The organism is Aeromicrobium duanguangcaii, assembly GCF_024508295.1.
Lineage (GTDB): Bacteria > Actinomycetota > Actinomycetes > Propionibacteriales > Nocardioidaceae > Aeromicrobium > Aeromicrobium duanguangcaii.
In genome coordinates, this window is sequence record NZ_CP101990.1 from 1,212,685 (window position 1) to 1,231,458 (window position 18,774).

Below are 18,774 nucleotides of genomic sequence, written 5' to 3' on the forward strand. Positions count from 1 at the left end.
CTCAGCAGCCGTCGCGCATGAGGTCGGGCCTCGTGCCCTGCGTGACCTCGACCAGCACGACCTTGTCCTTCGGGCCGACCTCGTCGGGGTCGGCGTCGAACAGGTAGCCCAGCCAGCGGTCGCCCTCGGTCACGAACACGCCCGTCTGGCCGTAGCCGGCCTCGGTCAGCTCGGCGGTCTCGTGCACGCCCGAGACCTGGCGCAGCGTGCTGCCGACCCCGAGGCCGTCGGCCGTGCGCGGCTGCTCGCCGCGAACCCCGAGGGAGACGATCGTGCCGTCCTCGCGGGCCAGCACGTCCAGGGACGACGCGTACTCGGGCTTCCAGGCGAGCGGCGCGACGCGGCCGCAGTCCTCGCCCGGGACCTGCGCGTCGGCCTCGAACAGCCCGGTCTCCAGGGCCTCGTCGCGAGACATCCCCACCGCCGCGGGACCCACGCGCCCGGGGGCCACCACGAGCTCGGCCAGGGCGGGCAGTGCCGCCGTCGGCTCCGTGGTGGGGGACTCGGTGGTCGGGGTCGCCGTCGCGCTGGGCGACGCGGTCGCGGACGGGCTGCTCGGCGTCGGCGAGGGCTCCTCGTCGGGGGAGTCGGAGCAGGCCGCGAGGGTCAGCGCTGTCGTCACCGCGACCACCCACAGGCGGCTCGACCGGACGTGGGACCCACGGACTACGCTCATGCGCGTGAGCCTAGCTGTCCGTGTGATCCCCTGTTTGGACGTGGACGGCGGCCGAGTCGTCAAGGGTGTGAACTTCGTCGACCTGCGTGATGCGGGCGATCCCGTCGAGATGGCCCGCGTCTATGACGCCGAGGGCGCCGACGAGCTGACCTTCCTCGACATCACCGCCTCCAGCAGCGACCGTTCCACGACGTTCGACATCGTGGGCCGCACCGCCGAGCAGGTCTTCATCCCGCTGACGGTGGGCGGTGGCGTGCGCACGGTCGAGGACGTCGACCGGCTGTTGCGGGCCGGCGCCGACAAGGTCGGCATCAACACCGCCGCCATCGCCAGACCCGAGGTCATCGCCGAGATCGCGCACCGCTTCGGGAATCAGGTGCTCGTGCTCAGCGTTGACGCTCGACGTGCAGACGATCAGCCCAGCGGGTTCGAGGTGACCACCCACGGCGGCCGCCGCTCGGCCGGCATCGACGCGATCGAGTGGGTGCGGCGTGCCAGTGAGCTCGGCGTGGGCGAGGTCCTGCTCAACTCGATGGACGCCGACGGCACGCAGGCCGGGTTCGACCTCGAGATGATCCGCGCCGTGCGCGGCGTCACCGACGTTCCCCTCATCGCCAGCGGCGGTGCCGGCAGACTCGAGCACTTCCCGCCGGCCGTCGAGGCCGGCGCCGACGCGGTGCTGGCCGCCAGCGTCTTCCATTTCGGCTCGCTGACGATCCCCGCGGTGAAGGAGACGCTGCGAGCCGCGGGACACGTGGTCCGGTGACCACCCCGATCCTGGACTCCCTCGGGGGCGGTGGCACCGAGAACCTGACCCGACGCGGCTTCGCCGTCGTCGGCCGCGGCATCATGCGCCAGCGGCTCATGTTCACGTGGGCCGCGTTGGCCTCCCTGCTCTTCGGCGTCATGACCGTCGCCGACGCCTGGGTCCTGGGCTGGGCCACCGATCACGTCATCACCCCGTCGGTCGAGGCCGCCTCGATCACGTGGTCGACCCTGTGGGCCGGCATCGGACTGTTCCTGCTGGCCGCCCTGCTGCGCACCGTCGGCGTCGTCGGCCGGCGCCTGCTCGGCGGCGTCGTCTTCTACCGCCTCGTGCGCGACGACCGGCTGCGCGTCACCCGTCGCTACCTGCAGCTGCCGTTGCGCTGGCACCACCGCCATCCCGCCGGCCAGCTGCTCAGCAACGCCAACGCCGACGTCGAGGCGACGTGGTCGGTGTTCATGCCGCTGCCGATGGCGCTGGGCACGATCGCGATGCTCGTGGCCGCGATCGCGACGATGGTGCTGGCCGACCCCGTGCTCACGCTCGTCGGCCTGGTCGTGATCCCGCTGCTCTTCGTGGCGAACGCGGTCTACCAGCGGGCCCAGGGTCCGCGGATCGCCATGGCCCAGAGCCTGCGCGGTGACGTCTCGACCGTCGCGCACGAGTCGTTCGACGGCGCCCTGGTGGTCAAGTCGCTGGGCCGCGAGGCCGACGAGACGGACCGCTTCCGCGCCGCCAGCGAGCGCCTGCGCGACGCCGCGATCGCGATCGGACGCATCCGCGCCGTCTTCGACCCCGTGATCGAGATGCTGCCGAACCTGGCCGTTCTGGCGGTCGTGCTGATCGGCGCGCTGCGCGTGCGGTCCGGCGCGGCCGACGCGGGCGACGTCGTCCAGGTCGCGTACCTCTTCACCGTCATCGGCATGCAGATCCGCTCCTTCGGCTGGGTGCTGGGCGAGCTGCCCCGTGCCGTGGTCGGCTGGGATCGCGTCTCGCGCGTCATCGACGAGGACGAGGCGATGGACTACGGCACGGCCGGCGTCCCCGGCAGGGGACCGGTCGACCTGACCGTCGAGGACCTCGACTACAGCCACCCCGACGAGCCCGACACGGCCGTCCTGCGCGACATCTCGTTCACGGTGCCGGCGGGCACCGTCACGGCGATCGTCGGCGGCACCGGCAGCGGCAAGAGCACGCTGGCGTCGCTCGTGACCCGGCTGGTCGATCCCGACTCCGGCGCGGTCCTCGTGGGAGGGATCGACGCTCGCGAGCTGTCGCAGCACGAGCTGACCCGGGCGGTCGCGCTCGTCCCGCAGTCGACGTTCCTGTTCGACGACACCGTGCGCGCCAACGTCGCGCTGGACCTCGACGTCCCCGACGAGCGGGTGTGGGAGGTCCTGCGCATCGTGCAGGCCGACCGTTTCGTGGCTGCGCTGCCCGCCGGCCTCGACACCGAGCTGGGGGAGCGGGGCACCTCGCTCTCCGGTGGACAACGCCAGCGGCTGGCCCTGGCGCGCGCCCTGGTCCGCGACCCGCGCGTGCTGGTCATGGACGACGCCACGAGCGCGCTCGACCCCGAGGTCGAGCAGCGGATCCTGCGGGCGCTGGCCGACCGCGACGGGTCGCCGACGACCGTCGTGGTCGCCTACCGCAAGGCCACCATCGCGCTGGCCGACGAGGTCGTCTTCCTCGAGGGCGGTCACGTTGCCGATCACGGCACCGACGCGGAACTGCGCGACCGGTCGGAGGCCTACCGGAATCTCGTCGACGCGTACGACCAGGCCCGTGAGGAGGTCGACCATGAGTGAGACACCCGAGCGCGAGGGCGGCGTCGCCGTCCTGCTGCGGGGCATGCGTCACAACCCCGAGATCACCGAGGGCCTCTGGCTGACCATGATCCTGGCGCTGATCAGCACGGCCGGTGGCTCGCTGGTGCCCATCGTCGTCCGGTCGGCCCTCGACGACGGCTTCGGCTCCGGCGACGTCCAGACCTCCACCATCACGCGCTACGTGGTCATCGCCGCGGTGCTGATGGTCGCGATCGCCGCCACGGGCTACTGGTCCAAGGTGCGGATCTTCACCGCCAGCGAGCGCGGGCTGGCCAACCTGCGCGTCGCGGCGTTCCGGCACGTGCACGACCTGTCGATGCTGACCCAGAACACCCAGCGCCGCGGCTCGCTCGTCTCGCGCGTGACCTCCGACGTCGACCAGATCAGCCAGTTCCTGCAGTTCACCGGGATCATGATGATCGTCAGCATCGGTCAGATGCTGGTCGCGACGGTCGTCATGGCGTTCCTGTCCTGGCAGCTGACGCTGGTCGTCCTGATCAGCTTCGTCCCCCTGGCGCTGAGCCTGCGCTGGCTGGCCGGGGCGATGTCGCGTGCCTACGACCGCGTGCGCGCCAGCGTGGGCGAGATGCTCGCCGTCATCGCCGAGCCCGTCGTGGGCGCGGCCGTCGTGCGCTCCTACGGCATCGAGGACCGGACGCAGCAGCGCGTCGACATCGCCGTGCGGGCGAACTACCGCAACAACATCCGAGCCCAGACGATCACCGCCGGGGCGTTCTCCGCCGCCATCGTGGTCGCCGGCATCGCCAACGCGGCGGTCCTGGGCATCGGCGTGTGGCTGGGCGTCGTGGGCGAGCTCTCGGTCGGCACGATCGTCGCGTTCGTGTTCCTCGTCGGCCTGTTCACCGGCCCGGCCCAGATGGCGACCCAGGTGATCTCCGAGGCCCAGAACGCGATCTCGTCGTGGCGGCGGGTCCTGGACCTGCTGGACACTCCGGCCGACGTCGTCGACCCCGGTCCGGGCGGCGAGCGCCTCCCCGAGGGCGACCTCGACGCGCGGTTCGACCACGTGTCGTTCGCCTACCCCGACGGCCCGACCGTCCTGGCCGACGTCGACGTGACGATCGCGCCGCGGCAGCGGGTCGCCGTGGTCGGCGAGACCGGCTCGGGCAAGACGACCTTCGCGAAGCTGCTGACCCGCCTGATGGACCCCGCCGAGGGCCGGGTCCTGCTCGGCGGCGTCGACATCTCGCGGGTGCCATTCGACGACCTGCGCCGGCACGTGCTGATGGTGCCCCAGGAGGGGTTCCTCTTCGACGCGACGCTGGCCGAGAACCTGCGCTACGGATCGCGGACCGCCACCGACGAGGACCTCGTGCACGCCATCGAGCAGCTCGGCCTGGCCGACTGGTTCGCGGCGCTGCCGCAGGGCCTGGCCACGCGCGTGGGCCAGCGCGGCGAGTCGCTGTCGGCGGGGGAGCGCCAGCTGGTCGCCCTCGTGCGTTCGGCGCTGGCCGACCCGGCGTTCCTCGTCCTGGACGAGGCCACCAGCGCCGTCGATCCGCAGACCGAGCTGCGCGCCACCCGGGCGCTCGACCGGCTGCTCCAGGGCCGCACGAGCGTCACCATCGCGCACCGCCTGTCGACCGCCGAGAACGCCGACCGCGTGCTCGTCTTCGATCAGGGCCGGCTCGTCGAGGACGGCCGGCACCGCGACCTCGTGGCGGCCGGCGGCGTCTACTCGCGGCTCCACGCGTCCTGGGTGGCGCAGGCCTCGTTGGCGTGACGTCCGGTCGTGGCGGGTCGCCTGAGACACTGGGAGGCGTGACTTCCTTGGATCCCGCGATCGCGGCACGGTTGAAGCGCGACCCCGCCGGACTCGTGCCGGCCGTCGTGCAGGACGCGACCTCACGGGCCGTGCTGATGGTCGGCTGGATGGACGACGAGGCGCTGCACCGCACGCTCACCACGGGCCGTTCCACGTTCTGGAGCCGCAGCCGCGGCGAGTACTGGGTCAAGGGCGAGACGTCCGGCCACACCCAGAGCGTGCGCGAGGTCCGGCTCGACTGCGACGGCGACACGCTGCTCGTCGTCGTCGACCAGACCGGTCCGGCGTGCCACACCGGAGCGACCACCTGCTTCGACGAGGACCTGCTGTCATGAGGCGCAACCTGCTGGCGCCCTCGGTGCTGCTGCTCCTGGCGGTCGGCGGCGGCACCCTGGCCGCCGTCCGGGCGACGTGGGCCAGCGCGACGGTGTCCGCGGCCGGTCTGCCGGAGGTGGATCTCGCGGTCTCGGGGTCCGACGTCGTCCCCGGAGCCGTCGGACTGGCCATGCTCGCCATGGCCGCCGGCGCCGGAGTCCTCGCGGCGGGTCCCCGCCTGCGCCGGGTCATCGGCGCGATCGTCGCCCTCGCCGGCGTGGTCGGTGTCGTCATGTCGGTCGCCACCGACTCCGCGATGGACACCGCCCGCGCCCGCGCCATCGACGAGGCGGCCGTCTCCGGCATCGCCGTCGACTGGAGCACCACCGCCGCCCAGGCGCTGTCCGTGGCGGGCTTCGTGCTCATCGCGATCACCGGGGTCCTGGTCGCCTGGCTGGGTCCGCGCTGGGCCACGATGGGCCGCAAGTACGAGACGCCGGCCGCACGCGAGCCCGAATCGAGCGACCTGTGGAAGGCGATGGACGACGGCGTGGATCCGACGGCCTGACCACCCAGTAGGCTGTCGTCCGAACCACCCCCAGCATCGCTAGGAGCACACCGCATGTCGCACGGATCGTCGCCGGCCGCCTGGACCGCCGTCCTCGTCAGCCTCGCTGGCTTCCTCGTCGGCGGGATCGGCCTGATCCCCGAGCCGAACTGGGTCGTCTTCTCGATCGGTGTCGTCCTCGCGGTGGGCGCCCTGCCCCTGGGCAAGGTCATGAGCCTCGCCGGATTCGGCTCCGACCGGGTGAAGGGTCACTGACCCTCCCGGTCTCGCCCCCGACCGCCTCGCGCGGTCGGCTGGTGCGCGCCCCGCTCCTCGCCGCTGCGGCGGGGGTGGGGGCGCTCGCCCTGCTGCACGTGCGCGACCCGCACGTCGACGGCGCCTACGGATTCTGTCCGTTCCTCGTCCTGACCGGCCGGCCCTGCCCGGGCTGCGGCGGTCTGCGGGCGATGAACCTGCTGACGCGCGGTGACCTCGCCGGAGCCGTCTCCAGCAACCTCGTCGCCGTCAGCCTGCTCCTCGTGGCCGCCGTGGCGTGGCTGGTCTGGTTCCAGCGCCGGGCCCGTGCGATCCCCGCGCCCTACCTGACCTGGTCGGCGCGGACCGTCACCCTCGGCGGACTGGCGATCGTCGCCTTCGGGGTCGTGCGGCTGACGCCGTGGGGCGCCTGGCTCGCTCCCTGAGCGAGTCCCACGCCTGACTCGCCCGTCACCAGCCGTTCAGCCACACGTCGAGTCCGATGCTCGCCACGCTGACGACGATCGACAGCACTCCCACGGCGATGGACGCGACGCCCACCCAGAACGCGGCCGTCGCCATCGTGGTGTCGGCCTGAGGGCCGGCCAGCTGCTGCGCCCGGTCCCTCGCGCCGCGAGCCAGCACGATCGCGGCGATCCCGCCGCCGATCGAGAACAGCCCGCAGCAGCAGCTGAGGAGCAGGCTGATGATGGCTGTCGCGAGGGCCCACACGGCCTGGTTGTCCTGGGGCTGGGCCTGGCCGTAGCCCCAGGGCGAGGCGCCGCCGGGCGGCGGGGGATAGCTGGTCACGCGCCGAGCATAGGGTGACGCGGCCGGGCGCCGGCCCGGCCGCGCCGACCGTCGTCAGAGAACCGGCTGGTTCTGGAACCTCTTGTAGGCGTACGCCGTGGCGATGGCCACGACGGGGTACGCCACGAACAGGCCGATGAAGCACAGGCAGGTGCCGACGATCAGGATCAGGATCGACAGCAGCGCCAGCACCAGGGACGACCCGACGTTCGCCGAGATCAGCGAGATGCTCGACTTGATCGCCTCGACCGGGGACTCGTTCCGGTCCACCACGAACAGCAGCGCGAAGTAGCTCAGGAACGCGAAGATGATGCCCGGCACGATGCACAGGAACAGGCCGATCGTGACGCCGATGGAGACCAGCAGCGACGTGAGGATGGCGTTGCCGACCGGCACGCGCTCGAACAGGCCCGACAGGGTGAAGCGACGGCCCTCGGTCTCGTCCAGGGCGCCGCGATAGACGTACGCCGTGATGAGGTAGCCGACGAGGGTCGACAGCAGGTTGACCACGGCTCCGCCGAAGTTGAGGGCGGCGAACGGGTTGCTGTCGCTCAGGTCGTCGGGCTGCACGATCCAGCTGAGGATCGAGAAGACGATGGACACGGCGACGATCGCCAGTCCCGCCAGCAGCCACTGTCCGGCGTTGGCCCCGAACTTGTTGAAGCCGTACGAGATGGCGTCCGGGGCGCTGAACGGCTGGACGTACCCGGGCCCGCCCGGGGGCGGGGGCGGGTACCCGCCGGAGCCGTAGCCGCCGAACTGACCCGGGGGCGGGGGATAGCCGCCCGACCCGCCGGGCGGATCCTGCGGCGGGGGCGGGTAGGACGTGCTGCCGTAGGTCGGCGGCGGCGGGGGAACCGGCTGGTCCGGATCCTGCGGCTCGGGTCCGGTGGGCGGCTCGTTGGTCGACATGAGGCGAGCCTAGGGATCTTCGGCCTCGACGTACACCGACCGGCGACGCCGGTTCCGTCCCGAAACGGAGGGCGCGTGCCGCTTTGCGTGCCGGCGGCGATACTCTGGAGGTCAGTTCGGAGCCGAGACCGAACAGGGGAAGGGACAGTGCGATGTCCGTACTCGACGACATCCTCGCCGGCGCGGCCGAGGACCTGGCCGAGCGTCAGGCTCGGGTCGGCCTGGATGAGCTCAAGCAGCAGGCGGCCAAGCAGCCGCCGGCTCTCGACCCGATGCCGGCCTTCCGCTCCGATGGCGTGTCCGTCATCGCCGAGGTGAAGCGCGCGAGCCCGAGCAAGGGCGCGCTCGCCGACATCAAGGACCCGGCCGAGCTGGCGGGCGACTACGCCTCCGGCGGCGCCGCGGCCATCAGCGTGCTCACCGAGCAGCGCCGCTTCAACGGCACCCTCGCCGACCTGCGCGCCGTTCGGGCGCGCGTCGACGTCCCGGTGCTGCGCAAGGACTTCATCACGACCTCCTACCAGCTGTGGGAGGCCCGCGCCGCCGGCGCCGACATGGCCCTGCTCATCGTGGCCGCCCTCGACCAGAACGCGCTGTCCTCGCTCATCGACCGGGCCCGCTCCATGGGTCTGACCCCGCTGGTCGAGGTCCACGACGAGGCCGAGGTCGAGCGAGCCGTCGACGCCGATGCCGACCTGATCGGCGTCAACGCGCGCAATCTCAAGACCCTCGAGGTCGACCGGGGCACCTTCGAGCGGCTCGCGCCGCGGATCCCCGACTCGGTGGTCAAGGTCGCCGAGTCCGGCGTGCGCGGTCCGCACGACGTCATCGAGTACGCCCGCTCCGGCGCCAATGTGGTGTTGGTCGGCGAGACGCTCGTGAAGGGCGACGACCCCCGCGCGACCGTCGCGGACCTCGTTGCTGCCGGCCAGCACCCGGCCCTGCAGCACCGATGGCAGCCGAGCTGAAATCGCGCCGGCACACCATCTCTCACCCAGGACGACCATGACTGAAACTCCCGACCGATCGCGCCAGCGGTCGGCACTTCCCGACGGCCCGGGCCACTTCGGCCGCTTCGGCGGCCGGTTCATGCCCGAGGCGCTCATCGCCCCGCTCGACGAGATCACCCGCGAGTGGGAGGCCGCGCAGGCCGATCCCACGTTCACGGGCGAGCTCGACCGGATGCTGCGCGAGTACGCGAACGTGCCCAGCCCGCTCTACGAGGCGCACCGCTTCTCGCGGGCCGTGGGCGCGCGCATCCTGCTCAAGCGCGAGGACCTGAACCACACCGGCGCGCACAAGATCCGCAACGTCATCGGCCAGGCGCTGCTGGCCAAGCGGATCGGCAAGCCGCGCTGCATCGCCGAGACCGGCGCCGGTCAGCACGGCGTCGCCTCGGCGACCGCGTGCGCCTACCTCGACCTGGACTGCACGGTCTACATGGGCAAGGTCGACACCGAGCGCCAGGCGCTCAACGTCGCCCGGATGCAGATGCTCGGCGCCGAGGTCATCCCGGTCACAACCGGCAGCGCGACGCTCAAGGACGCCATCAACGAGGCCCTGCGCGACTGGGTCACGACCGTCGACACGACGCACTACCTGTTCGGCACGGCGGCCGGCCCGCACCCGTTCCCCACGATGGTGCGCGAGCTGACCCGCGGCATCGGCGACGAGGCCCGGGCCCAGTGCCTGGAGCTCATGGGCAAGCTGCCCGACGCCGCGGTCGCGTGCGTCGGCGGCGGCTCGAACGCCATCGGCCTGTTCACCGCGTTCGTCCCCGACGAGAGCGTCCGGCTGATCGGCATCGAGGCCGGCGGCGACGGCTTCGAGACGGGTCGTCACGCGGCCACGATCACCGCCGGCGAGGTCGGCGTGCTGCACGGCGCCCGCTCGTTCCTGTTGCAGGACGAGGACGGCCAGACGATCGAGTCTCACTCGATCAGCGCCGGCCTGGACTACCCGGGCGTCGGCCCCGAGCACGCGCACCTGGCCGACATCGGCCGGGCCCAGTACCGGCCGGCCACCGACGCCCAGGCGATGTCCGCGTTCGACCTGCTGTGCAAGACCGAGGGCATCATCCCCGCGATCGAGTCCTCGCACGCGCTGGCGGGCGCCATCATGCTCGCCGAGGAGATGGGTCCCGACGCCACGATCCTGGTGAACCTCTCGGGCCGCGGCGACAAGGACGTGCACACCGCAGCGAAGTACTTCGGGCTGCTCGACGAGAACGACCAGGCGGAGACCGACCGATGACCGTGATCGACGAGCTCTTCGAGCGCACCCGCGCCGAGAACCGCGCCGCCCTGGTCGGCTACCTGCCCGCCGGCTTCCCGACGGTCGACGCCTCGATCGCCGCGATCCAGGCGATGGTCGAGGGTGGCGTCGACCTGGTCGAGGTCGGCCTGCCGTACAGCGACCCGGTGATGGACGGGCCCACGATCCAGGCGGCCGCCGAGGCGGCGCTGGTCAACGGCACCCGCGTCGACGACGTCTTCCGCGTCGTCGCGGCCTCCGCCGCCACGGGTGCGCCGACGGTCGTCATGACCTACTGGAACCCGGTCGAGCGCCGCGGCGTCGACCGGTTCGCCGCCGATCTGGCCGCTGCCGGGGGAGCGGGCCTCATCACGCCCGACCTGATCCCCGACGAGGGCACCGAGTGGGAGCGCGCGTCGCGGGCCCACGGCCTCGACCGCGTCTACCTCGTGTCGCCGTCGTCCACCGACGACCGCCTCGCGATGACGGCGGATGCGGCCAGCGGCTTCATCTACGCCACCGCGGTCATGGGCGTCACCGGTCAGCGCGAGCAGACCAGCAGCCTCGCGCCCGAGCTGGTCGCGCGGCTGCGCAAGGTCACCGACAAGCCCGTCGGCGTGGGACTCGGCGTCAGCAACGGCGCCCAGGCCCACGAGATCGCCGAGTTCGCCGACGCGGTCATCGTCGGATCGGCCCTCGTGCGGTGCCTGCTCGACCAGCCCGACGAGGCGAGCGCCCTGACCTCCCTGCGCGAGCTGGCCGCCGAGCTGCGCGCCGGCGTCGAGCGGGACTGACATGACCATCGCGTCGTACATCCCGTCCCCGGACCAGGCGGTCTGGCACCTCGGCCCGTTCCCGCTGCGCGCCTACGCGCTGTGCATCATCGCCGGCGCCGTCGCGGCGATCTTCATCGCCGAGCGCCGGTTCGTCGCGCGCGGCGGCCGCGCCGGGGCCATCGGCGACATCGCAGTCTGGGCCATCCCCTTCGGGATCGTGGGCGGCCGGATCTACCACGTCATCACCGATGCCGAGCTCTACTTCGGGCCGGGCCGCGATCCGATCGACGCGCTCAAGATCTGGGAGGGCGGCCTGGGCATCTGGGGCGCCGTCGCCTTCGGTGGTGTCGGCGCCTGGATCGCCTGTCGCCGGTACGACATCGACTTCCTGAAGATGGCCGACGCGCTGGCCCCCGGGCTGCTCGTGGCCCAGGCCATCGGGCGCTTCGGCAACTACTTCAACCAGGAGCTGTTCGGGAAGCCGACGACGCAGCCGTGGGGCCTGGAGATCGACCGCCAGTTCCGTCCCGACGGGTACGAGCAGTTCGCCACGTTCCACCCCACGTTCCTCTACGAGGCACTGTGGAACCTGGCCGCGGCCGTGCTGCTCGTGTGGCTCGACCGCCGCCTCAAGCTCACGCACGGCCGGGTCTTCGCGCTCTACGTCATGCTCTACACGCTGGGCCGCGGCTGGATCGAGATGCTGCGCATCGACACGGTGAACCATCTCGGCCCGTTCCGCCTGAACGTGTGGACGTCGATCATCGTCTTCTGCGCGGGACTGGCCTACTTCCTGTGGGCGCGGCGGCGCTACCAGGACGAACCGGCCGACACCCCCGCCTGACCGAGGCTGGGACACTGGATCCATGAGCCGTCCCGTGGTCGCGATCGTCGGCCCGACGGCGTCGGGGAAGACCGGTCTCTCGGTCGCCCTGGCGCAGGAGCTGGACGGCGAGGTCGTCAACGCCGACTCCGTCCAGCTGTACCGCGGCATGGACGTCGGCAGCGCCAAGGCCACCGTGGCCGAGCGCGGGGGCGTGCCCCATCACCTGCTCGACGTCCTCGAGGTCACCGACGAGGCGAACGTCGCGCAGTTCCAGCAGTGGGCGCGCGCTGCGATCGACGAGGTCCGCGACCGAGGACGGCTCCCGATCCTGGTCGGCGGCTCGTCGCTGTACGTCCGCGCCGCACTGGACCCCCTCGAGTTCCCCGGCACCGATCCGCGGGTGCGCGCGCAGTGGGCGGCGCGGCTGGACGAGGTCGGCGCCGAGGCCCTCCACGGCGAGCTGGCCCGGCGCGACCCTGCCGCCGCCGCGGCGATCCTGCCCACCAACGGTCGCCGGATCGTGCGGGCCCTCGAGGTCGGCGAGCTGACCGGCCGGCCGTTCGTGGCCACCATGCCCGAGCCGGTGTCGGTGTACCCGCGGGTCGTGATGATCGGGCTGGACGTCCCGCGCGATGTCCTCGACGCCCGCATCGACGCCCGGGTGGACCAGATGTGGGCCGACGGCCTGGTCGACGAGGTCCGGTCGCTGGCGGGGCTGGCCGGATCGCCGACCGCATCACGGGCGCTCGGGTACCAGCAGGTGCTGGCGTTCCTCGCCGGCGAGATGACCGAGGACGAGGCGCGCGCCGAGACGAAGTCCGGGACGCGACGGTTCGCGCGCCGCCAGGATCGGATGATGCGCAAGGACCCGCGGATCCACTGGCTGCCCTTCGACGCCCCCGACCTGCTCGCGCGCGCGGTCGCGCTCGTCGAGTCCCCGTAGGCTGGGCCCATGGAATTCGCGTGGTTCAAGGGACATGGCACCGAGAACGACTTCGTGGTGCTGCCCGACCATGACGGCACGGTGCACGGAGACCTCGATCCGGCCTTCGTCGCGGCCCTGTGCGACCGCCGCCGGGGGATCGGCGCCGACGGCGTGATGCGCGTCGTGCGGTGCACCGCGCTGGGCCACAACTCGCCCGCCGAGTGGTTCATGGACTACCGCAACGCCGACGGCTCGCTGAGCCAGATGTGCGGCAACGGCATCCGGGTCTTCGCCCGTCACCTGCTCGAACAGGGCCTCGTGGAGGGGCCCGAGTTCCCCATCGACACCCGCGACGGGCTCAAGTTCCTGTCGGTCGACGGCGACGAGCTCTCGGTCGACATGGGCGCCTGGACCACCGGGACCCACACGAAGGTCACCGCGAACGACCGCACGTGGGAGGCGCTCGAGGTCCACACCGGCAATCCGCACGCGGTGGCGTTCGTCGACTCCCTGGCCGACGCGGGCACGCTGATCGAGGCGCCGCACCACGACGAGTCGGTGTACCCCGAGGGCGTGAACGTGGAGTTCGTCCAGCGCATCGCCCCCCAGCACGTCGCGATGCGCGTGCACGAACGAGGCTCGGGCGAGACCCGGTCGTGCGGCACCGGCGCCTGCGCGACGGCGATCGCCACCGCGAAGGCCGACCGCGAGAGCGGGCCGGCGACCTACCGGGTCGACGTCCCCGGCGGCACGCTGCACGTGACCGTCTCACCCGACCGCACAGTGCTGACCGGACCGGCCGTGATCGTCGCCGGCGGCACGATGGAGTGGAGCGCATGACCGACCAGAACCGACCCGACGAATCCACCGACCACGAGGTCGACCGCGGTGAGATGGACCTGCAGGACCGGTCCTCGCTGCGGCGCGTCGCGGGCCTGTCCACCGAGCTGGAGGACATCAGCGAGGTCGAGTACCGCCAGCTGCGCCTCGAGCGCGTCGTGCTGGTGGGGGTCTGGAACGAGGGCACCGTCGAGGACGCCGAGAACTCGCTGACCGAGCTCAAGGCGCTCGCCGAGACCGCGGGTTCGGAGGTGCTGGACGCCCTGATCCAGCGCCGCCAGAAGCCCGACCCCGCCACGTACATCGGCAGCGGCAAGGTCGAGGAGCTCCGCGAGGCGGTCCGCGCCACCGGCGCCGACACCGTCATCTGCGACGGCGAGCTCGCGCCCAGCCAGCTGCGCAACCTCGAGGACAAGGTCAAGGTCAAGGTCGTCGACCGCGTGGCCCTGATCCTGGACATCTTCGCCCAGCACGCCAAGAGCGCCGAGGGCAAGGCCCAGGTCGAGCTGGCGCAGCTGCAGTACCAGACCCAGCGCCTGCGCGGCTGGGGCGGCAACCTGTCCCGTCAGGCCGGCGGCCAGGCCGCGGGCGGCGAGGGCATCGGTGGCCGTGGCCCCGGTGAGACCAAGCTCGAGACCGACCGCCGCCGCATCCAGGCCCGCATCGCCAAGCTGCGCCGCGAGCTCAAGGAGCTGCGGGGCACGCGCGACACCAAGAAGGCCGAGCGCCGACGCAACAAGATCCCCTCGGTGGCCATCGCCGGCTACACGAACGCCGGCAAGTCGAGCCTGCTCAACCGGCTGACGGGCGCCGGGGTGCTGGTCGAGGACGCCTTGTTCGCGACCCTGGACCCCACCACCCGCCGGGCCGAGACGTCCGACGGGCGCGTGTACACGCTCTCGGACACGGTCGGCTTCGTCCGGCACCTGCCGCACCAGCTGGTCGAGGCGTTCCGCTCGACGCTGGAGGAGGTCGCCGACTCCGACCTGATCCTGCACGTCGTCGACGGCTCGCACCCCGATCCCGAGGGCCAGATCAGCGCCGTGCGCGAGGTCTTCTCCGAGATCGGCGCCCTGGGCGTGCCCGAGGTCATCGTGATCAACAAGGCCGACGCGGCGGACCCGCTCGTGCTCAAGGCCCTGCTGGCCCGTGAGCCGCACGCGGTCGTGGTCAGCGCGCGCACGGGGGAGGGGATGGACGAGCTGCTCAACGCGATCGAGGCCGACCTGCCCGTTCCCGAGGTGCTCGTCGACGCCGTCGTGCCGTACGCGCGCGGCGACCTCGTCAACCAGCTGCACCTGCACGCCGAGATCGAGGTCCTCGAGCACGTCGCGGACGGCACCCACGTCGTCGCGCGGGCGCACCCCGAGCTGGCCGCCGAGCTGGCCCCGTTCGCGTCGGCCGACCACTGAGAGCACAGTGTCGCCGCGGCGCGGCACTGTGGATCGGTGCTCTCGCGCCTGCGGCGGCCGGGTAGCGTTCCCTCATGCCCTCCCGCCCTGCCGTGACCGACGTCCTGGCCGCCGCGGTCGCCTCCGTGGGCGGCTCCGAGCGACCGGGACAGGTCGCCATGGCCGAGGCCGTGGCCCAGGCGCTGAGCGACGAGCGACACCTCCTGGTCCAGGCCGGCACCGGCACGGGCAAGTCGCTGGGCTACCTCGTGCCGGCGCTCCTGCACGACAAGCGCGTCATCGTCGCTACCGCCACCCTGAACCTGCAGCACCAGCTGGTCGAGCGTGACATCCCGGCCCTCAAGGAGGCCGCGCGGGACACGATGGACACGGTGCCCCACCACGCCGTCCTCAAGGGCCGGGCCAACTACGCCTGCCTGCACCGGGTGCGCCTGGGCGCGCCGGACGAGCAGGGGATCCTGGTCGAGGTGCCCGAGGGGTCGCTGGGCGCCGAGGTCGTGAAGCTGCGCGAGTGGGCCGAGGAGCAGGCCGAGGGCGGGCACAACGGCGACCGCGACGGCGCCCCCACCCACGGCGATCGTGCCTGGCGTCAGGTCAGCGTCACGTCGCGCGAGTGCCTGGGCGCCTCCCGCTGCGAGTACGCCACCGAGTGCTTCGCCGAGCGCGCCCGTGAGGACGCCTCCAAGGCCCATGTCGTGGTGACCAATCACGCGATGCTCGCGATCGACGCGATCGAGGGCGTGCCGATGCTGCCGGAGTTCGACGCCGTCGTGGTCGACGAGGCGCACGAGCTGGCCGCCCGGGTCACCCAGGCGTCGACCGACGAGCTCGATCCCGGCCTCATCGAGCGGGCGGCGCGACGAGCGCGGCCGTATCTCGACGACGGGGGCACGGCCGACGACCTCAGCGACGCCGCCGATGCCCTCGCCGATGCGCTCACCCACGTCCAGCCGGGCCGGATCGACGCGATCGAGCCTGCTCTGGCCGGGGCCCTCGCGCTCGTCCGCGACAGCGCCCGCGCCTGCTTCTCGAACTTCACCAAGGAGAAGGGCGAGGACGCCGATCCGGGCCGCCAGCAGGCGCGCAGCACGATCGAGGACGTCCGCCTGGTCGCCGAGCGGATGGCCGCAGGTCGCGAGACCGAGGTGCTGTGGCTCGGCGAGGGTCGCAGCGGCCTGCACCTGAAGATCGCGCCCATCGACGTCTCCGGCGCACTGCGCGAGAAGCTCTTCGGCGAGAAGACGGTCGTGCTGACCAGCGCGACGCTGACCCTCGGCGGCTCGTTCGGGCCGGTCGCGGCGTCCCTGGGACTGGACATGCAGGGATCGGACTGGACCGGCCTCGACGTCGGCTCGCCGTTCGACTACACGCGGCAGGGGATCCTCTACGTCGCCAAGCACCTGCCGCCGCCGGGCCGCGACGGCGCCGACGCCGAGCAGCTCGGCGAGATCACGGCGCTGATCAAGGCGGCCGGCGGCCGCACACTCGGGCTGTTCTCGTCCCGTCGCGGCGCCGAGAAGGCGGCCGAGTACGTGCGCGCGTCGCTGCCCGATCTCGATGTGTGGTGCCAGGGCGACGCCCAGCTGCCCGAGCTGGCGCGCCGCTTCGCCGAGGAGCCCAGCGCCTGCCTGTTCGGCACGCTGAGCCTGTGGCAGGGCGTCGACCTGCCCGGCGACACCTGCACGCTGGTGATCATCGACCGCATCCCGTTCCCGCGGCCCGACGATCCGCTGAGCAGCGCCCGGCAGCGGCTGGTCGAGAAGCGCGGCGGCAACGGCTTCATGCAGGTCGCCGCCCAGCACGCGGCGCTCCTGCTGGCCCAGGGCGTCGGACGGCTCATCCGTCGCTCGACCGATCGAGGGGTCGTGGCGGTCCTGGACCCGCGGCTCGTGACCGCCCGGTACGGCGGCTTCCTGGCCTCTTCTCTGCCTCCGCTGTGGCGCACGACGGACCGGGCCGTGGTCACGGCCGCGCTGCGACGACTCGACGAATCGGCGAAGGACGGTAATCAGGCCGCAGTTTGATACCGTGGCCCGGACTCATCGTTCAACTCCTCGGGGATCCCATGCCGTTCCGTCTTCCCTCGCTCGCTGCTGCCTTCGTGGCGCTCGTCGGGTCTCTCATCGTCAGCATCGCTCCCGCGCAGGCGGCGGGCGGTCTGTCGACCAAGACCTCCGTCGTGGCCATGAACGGATCGGGCTACGGCTCGGTCTGGGCCCGCTGCACCAAGAAGAAGGCCTGCAAGGGCAACGTCTACGTCGAGGGAGCCGCGTCGCAGAAGCGCAGCTTCACGGTCAAGGCCCGGTCGGCCCGCTGGGTCACCTTCCGCAACACCAACTGGAAGACGCGCCCCTCGGGCGTGCTGCGGATGAGCGGCGCCTCGCCGAAGCGCATCCAGCAGGAGGCGCGCGTCGCCTACGGCACCATCTCCGGAACGGTGTCCCGCGCCAGTGGCGCCGGCGCCAGCGGTGTGAAGGTCGAGCTGTGGCGCATCGGATCGCGCAACCGCAACGTCCTGATCTCCACGGCCACTGATGTCGAGCGCAACGGCGGTCGGTTCTCCTTCCGCGTGGCGATGGGCGCCAACAACGGTCCGTCGGCCACGTACAAGCTGCACGTCGTGGGCACCTCCGGTGGCGAGCGCCGCTCGTGGTGGTGGCGCGGCAACGGCACCGGCGGCTTCGCCGGGGGAGCGCGCGACATGTCGGCGGGCACCTCGATCAAGGTGACCCGCGGCCAGAAGTACCGCTACGTCGCGAACGCGCGCTACGCCTCGATCAAGGGCCAGGTGCGCAACGGCTCCAAGCCGGTCGCCGGCACCGAGGTCACGATCGTCGGCCGCCCGCCCTACTGGTCCTCCTCCTCGCGCGTGCTGCGCGACCTGGACTTCATGGCCTGTGCGAACGTCTACGGGCGCACCACCACCAACGGCAACGGCAACTACGAGGTCGGCTTCCTGCCCACGTCCTCCGCGCGCATCTACGCCGTGAAGCCTGCCGGCAGCCTGTGGTTCGGCTCGGGCGACAAGTCCTGGGGAACGTGCCACGCCGTGGTGAACAACCGCGCCGAGAAGTCCTCCACCAGCCGCATGCTGCCGCTGCCCGCCGCCGGCCTGGCGAACCGGGTCCAGAACGTCGGCCGGGGCCGCACCAAGGTCACCGTCGCCGTCGGCGGCTACCAGGGACCGTCCAGCACGGCCAAGGTCGACCGCTACCTCACCGTCCGTGAGTACGCGAAGGGCCGCACGATCCTGTCCTCGGACGTCGTGCGCGCCGGCTCGGGCCGCCAGGTCAGCCTGGGCGAGGGCCACTACTGGTTCGAGATCGGCCGCCGCACGGGCTGCTCGGCCTGGTACAAGAGCCGCTACAAGAACAACGACGGCTACTTCAACGGTCTCGACCGCGGGTTCGAGAAGTGGAAGGCCAAGAACCACAAGATGTACCGCCAGCACTGCCGCGCCTACACGGCCGGCACGTACAAGCTGGTCCACGTCAAGGGCTCGTCGATGCGGGTCGTGCTGAAGAACGCCAAGGGCGGGTCCGTCAGCGGCCGCGTCACCGCGAAGAAGGTCAAGCCGCGCACCGAGCTGATGGTCCGGCTGACCTCGACCGACGGCAAGAAGGTCTACCGCACGGCCATGACCGACGGCGCCGGCAAGTTCAAGGTCACCGGCCTGGCGTCGGGCAAGTACCGCATCGTGGTGAACGCCGACTCGTGGCGTGGCATCTCGCGCGCGTTCTCCGGCCCGAAGACGGTGACGGTCAAGCGGGGCAAGAACAAGTCCGTGGGGACGCTGAACTTCCGTCAGTGACCCCGGGGACGGGTGCGGGTGACCGCGCGCCCTAG

General features: G+C 71.9%; 19 protein-coding genes. 16 read left to right on the forward strand and 3 right to left on the reverse strand.

Annotated features, from left to right (window positions below; all coding sequences use genetic code 11):
• Position 1 precedes the first annotated feature (1 nt).
• The gene (locus NP095_RS06150; protein ID WP_232416851.1) at positions 2-676 is read right to left on the reverse strand and encodes a hypothetical protein; all 675 of its coding nucleotides are present in this window, start codon (positions 674-676) and stop codon (positions 2-4) included.
• 4 nt (positions 677-680) lie between these two features.
• Here NP095_RS06150 and hisF point away from each other — a divergent pair, with 4 nt between their 5' ends.
• From hisF to NP095_RS06185, 7 genes are read left to right on the forward strand one after another with little or no spacing between them, the layout of a single operon-like run.
• Positions 681-1,442 (forward strand): imidazole glycerol phosphate synthase subunit HisF, encoded by a 762-nt coding sequence (gene hisF / locus NP095_RS06155; protein WP_249377888.1) that lies wholly within the window; start codon positions 681-683, stop codon positions 1,440-1,442.
• On the forward strand, positions 1,439-3,250 hold the full coding sequence (locus tag NP095_RS06160; RefSeq protein WP_306173289.1) for an ABC transporter ATP-binding protein: 1,812 nt from the start codon (positions 1,439-1,441) through the stop codon (positions 3,248-3,250). Before hisF ends, NP095_RS06160 begins: the two co-directional genes overlap by 4 nt.
• The gene (locus tag NP095_RS06165; RefSeq protein WP_232416849.1) at positions 3,243-5,015 is read left to right on the forward strand and encodes an ABC transporter ATP-binding protein; all 1,773 of its coding nucleotides are present in this window, start codon (positions 3,243-3,245) and stop codon (positions 5,013-5,015) included. Before NP095_RS06160 ends, NP095_RS06165 begins: the two co-directional genes overlap by 8 nt.
• Before the next feature lie 38 nt (positions 5,016-5,053).
• On the forward strand, positions 5,054-5,392 hold the full coding sequence (hisI, locus tag NP095_RS06170; RefSeq protein ID WP_232416848.1) for a phosphoribosyl-AMP cyclohydrolase: 339 nt from the start codon (positions 5,054-5,056) through the stop codon (positions 5,390-5,392).
• Positions 5,389-5,940, forward strand: a complete 552-nt coding sequence (locus NP095_RS06175) for a Trp biosynthesis-associated membrane protein (protein WP_232416847.1) — start codon at positions 5,389-5,391, stop codon at positions 5,938-5,940. Before hisI ends, NP095_RS06175 begins: the two co-directional genes overlap by 4 nt.
• Before the next feature lie 54 nt (positions 5,941-5,994).
• Positions 5,995-6,195, forward strand: a complete 201-nt coding sequence (locus NP095_RS06180; RefSeq protein ID WP_232416846.1) for an HGxxPAAW family protein — start codon at positions 5,995-5,997, stop codon at positions 6,193-6,195.
• A gap of 41 nt (positions 6,196-6,236) precedes the next feature.
• On the forward strand, positions 6,237-6,620 hold the full coding sequence (locus NP095_RS06185; RefSeq protein ID WP_232416845.1) for a DUF2752 domain-containing protein: 384 nt from the start codon (positions 6,237-6,239) through the stop codon (positions 6,618-6,620).
• A gap of 25 nt (positions 6,621-6,645) precedes the next feature.
• On the opposite strand, the gene NP095_RS06190 is transcribed toward NP095_RS06185, so the two are convergent.
• A complete protein-coding gene (locus NP095_RS06190) occupies positions 6,646-6,984 on the reverse strand; it encodes a DUF4190 domain-containing protein (RefSeq protein ID WP_232416844.1) in 339 nt (112 codons plus the stop codon).
• Positions 6,985-7,038: 54 nt separating this feature from the next.
• Positions 7,039-7,896 (reverse strand): hypothetical protein, encoded by an 858-nt coding sequence (locus NP095_RS06195; protein WP_232416843.1) that lies wholly within the window; start codon positions 7,894-7,896, stop codon positions 7,039-7,041.
• Positions 7,897-8,048: 152 nt separating this feature from the next.
• On the opposite strand from NP095_RS06195, the gene trpC reads away from it, so the two are divergent.
• From trpC to NP095_RS06240, 9 genes are all read left to right on the forward strand, one after another.
• Positions 8,049-8,864, forward strand: a complete 816-nt coding sequence (gene trpC / locus NP095_RS06200) for an indole-3-glycerol phosphate synthase TrpC (RefSeq protein ID WP_232416842.1) — start codon at positions 8,049-8,051, stop codon at positions 8,862-8,864.
• 37 nt (positions 8,865-8,901) lie between these two features.
• Complete coding sequence (gene trpB, locus NP095_RS06205) at positions 8,902-10,149, forward strand: tryptophan synthase subunit beta (RefSeq protein ID WP_232416841.1); 1,248 nt, start codon at positions 8,902-8,904, stop codon at positions 10,147-10,149.
• The gene (gene trpA / locus NP095_RS06210) at positions 10,146-10,943 is read left to right on the forward strand and encodes a tryptophan synthase subunit alpha (protein ID WP_232416840.1); all 798 of its coding nucleotides are present in this window, start codon (positions 10,146-10,148) and stop codon (positions 10,941-10,943) included. Before trpB ends, trpA begins: the two co-directional genes overlap by 4 nt.
• Before the next feature lies 1 nt (position 10,944).
• The gene (gene lgt, locus NP095_RS06215; RefSeq protein WP_232416839.1) at positions 10,945-11,769 is read left to right on the forward strand and encodes a prolipoprotein diacylglyceryl transferase; all 825 of its coding nucleotides are present in this window, start codon (positions 10,945-10,947) and stop codon (positions 11,767-11,769) included.
• A 22-nt stretch (positions 11,770-11,791) separates the two neighbouring features.
• Positions 11,792-12,694 carry a tRNA (adenosine(37)-N6)-dimethylallyltransferase MiaA gene (miaA, locus tag NP095_RS06220; RefSeq protein WP_232416838.1) on the forward strand — a complete coding sequence of 301 codons (903 nt, stop codon included), beginning with the start codon at positions 11,792-11,794 and terminating at the stop codon, positions 12,692-12,694.
• A 9-nt stretch (positions 12,695-12,703) separates the two neighbouring features.
• The gene (gene dapF, locus NP095_RS06225; RefSeq protein WP_232416837.1) at positions 12,704-13,516 is read left to right on the forward strand and encodes a diaminopimelate epimerase; all 813 of its coding nucleotides are present in this window, start codon (positions 12,704-12,706) and stop codon (positions 13,514-13,516) included.
• Positions 13,513-14,928 carry a GTPase HflX gene (gene hflX, locus NP095_RS06230; RefSeq protein ID WP_232416836.1) on the forward strand — a complete coding sequence of 472 codons (1,416 nt, stop codon included), beginning with the start codon at positions 13,513-13,515 and terminating at the stop codon, positions 14,926-14,928. Before dapF ends, hflX begins: the two co-directional genes overlap by 4 nt.
• Positions 14,929-15,002: 74 nt before the next feature.
• A complete protein-coding gene (locus NP095_RS06235) occupies positions 15,003-16,952 on the forward strand; it encodes an ATP-dependent DNA helicase (protein ID WP_232416835.1) in 1,950 nt (649 codons plus the stop codon).
• A 41-nt stretch (positions 16,953-16,993) separates the two neighbouring features.
• Positions 16,994-18,739 carry an MSCRAMM family protein gene (locus NP095_RS06240; protein ID WP_232416834.1) on the forward strand — a complete coding sequence of 582 codons (1,746 nt, stop codon included), beginning with the start codon at positions 16,994-16,996 and terminating at the stop codon, positions 18,737-18,739.
• The last annotated feature ends 35 nt before the right edge of the window (positions 18,740-18,774 follow it).

Excerpts from the sequence above, each read along its gene's own strand:
- NP095_RS06150 (WP_232416851.1), bottom strand. The coding sequence starts at position 676 with ATGAGCGTAGTCCGTGGGTCCCACGTCCGGTCGAGCCGCCTGTGGGTG.
- NP095_RS06235 (WP_232416835.1), top strand. The coding sequence starts at position 15,003 with ATGCCCTCCCGCCCTGCCGTGACCGACGTCCTGGCCGCCGCGGTCGCC.
- miaA (WP_232416838.1), top strand. The coding sequence starts at position 11,792 with ATGAGCCGTCCCGTGGTCGCGATCGTCGGCCCGACGGCGTCGGGGAAG.
- NP095_RS06195 (WP_232416843.1), bottom strand. The coding sequence starts at position 7,896 with ATGTCGACCAACGAGCCGCCCACCGGACCCGAGCCGCAGGATCCGGAC.
- lgt (WP_232416839.1), top strand. The coding sequence starts at position 10,945 with ATGACCATCGCGTCGTACATCCCGTCCCCGGACCAGGCGGTCTGGCAC.
- NP095_RS06175 (WP_232416847.1), top strand. The coding sequence starts at position 5,389 with ATGAGGCGCAACCTGCTGGCGCCCTCGGTGCTGCTGCTCCTGGCGGTC.
- dapF (WP_232416837.1), top strand. The coding sequence starts at position 12,704 with ATGGAATTCGCGTGGTTCAAGGGACATGGCACCGAGAACGACTTCGTG.
- NP095_RS06180 (WP_232416846.1), top strand. The coding sequence starts at position 5,995 with ATGTCGCACGGATCGTCGCCGGCCGCCTGGACCGCCGTCCTCGTCAGC.
- NP095_RS06240 (WP_232416834.1), top strand. The coding sequence starts at position 16,994 with ATGCCGTTCCGTCTTCCCTCGCTCGCTGCTGCCTTCGTGGCGCTCGTC.
- trpC (WP_232416842.1), top strand. The coding sequence starts at position 8,049 with ATGTCCGTACTCGACGACATCCTCGCCGGCGCGGCCGAGGACCTGGCC.
- trpB (WP_232416841.1), top strand. The coding sequence starts at position 8,902 with ATGACTGAAACTCCCGACCGATCGCGCCAGCGGTCGGCACTTCCCGAC.
- NP095_RS06165 (WP_232416849.1), top strand. The coding sequence starts at position 3,243 with ATGAGTGAGACACCCGAGCGCGAGGGCGGCGTCGCCGTCCTGCTGCGG.
- trpA (WP_232416840.1), top strand. The coding sequence starts at position 10,146 with ATGACCGTGATCGACGAGCTCTTCGAGCGCACCCGCGCCGAGAACCGC.
- hflX (WP_232416836.1), top strand. The coding sequence starts at position 13,513 with ATGACCGACCAGAACCGACCCGACGAATCCACCGACCACGAGGTCGAC.